This is a genomic window from Corynebacterium striatum ATCC 6940 (assembly GCF_000159135.1).
Classification (GTDB): domain Bacteria; phylum Actinomycetota; class Actinomycetes; order Mycobacteriales; family Mycobacteriaceae; genus Corynebacterium; species Corynebacterium striatum.
In genome coordinates this window covers 1-526 of sequence record NZ_GG667553.1, presented here as the reverse complement: position 1 = coordinate 526, position 526 = coordinate 1, and the positions used below count along the sequence as shown (strand labels likewise).

Annotated in this window: 1 pseudogene; it reads left to right on the top strand. The window is 61.0% G+C overall.

The features are described from left to right. Positions 1-85: 85 nt before the first annotated feature. Positions 86-526, top strand: a pseudogene (locus HMPREF0308_RS12705) (hypothetical protein); the annotation flags it as partial.

The following is a 526-nucleotide window of genomic DNA, read 5'->3' as shown; positions in this document are numbered from 1 at the left end:
AACGCCTTTTAAGCCACCGCTTTCCCTACTTGGGAAGGTGGTGGCTTTTGTATGTCTACCTGCTGTCTCCGTTAAGCTTTGATCCATGTTTGATCCCACCCGCATTGACCGCACCCTCCGCGCACTTCGCGATGCGTGGGAGGGACAGCCGGAGCTGCCGTTAGGCACGATCTTTGCGATGCTCGCTAATCAGGGCTTGGGCTGGGGCGCCGACGATGAGGAGCTGCGTGCCGCGCTTGAGTCGATGGCGAGGGTTCATCCGCCCACGCTGCCGCTTGACGACGCCCGTGTGACCCGAGGTTTGTGGCTCATCGTCACGGAAAGCAACCGGGTCACTGTCGACGCCGAGCGCGTCATCGTGCGTACGACCTCTAAGGCGGGACCCGGTCAGCCCGTTTCGTGGAAGTATTCTGTAATACGGGCAGTGGGGCCGGGGCGTCCTTTAGCGGTGACTGATGCCGAAGGCTTTGAGCACCGCTACGGCGTGGTGGAGCTGATTACCCAGCTGACCCCAGATAACCGCAGT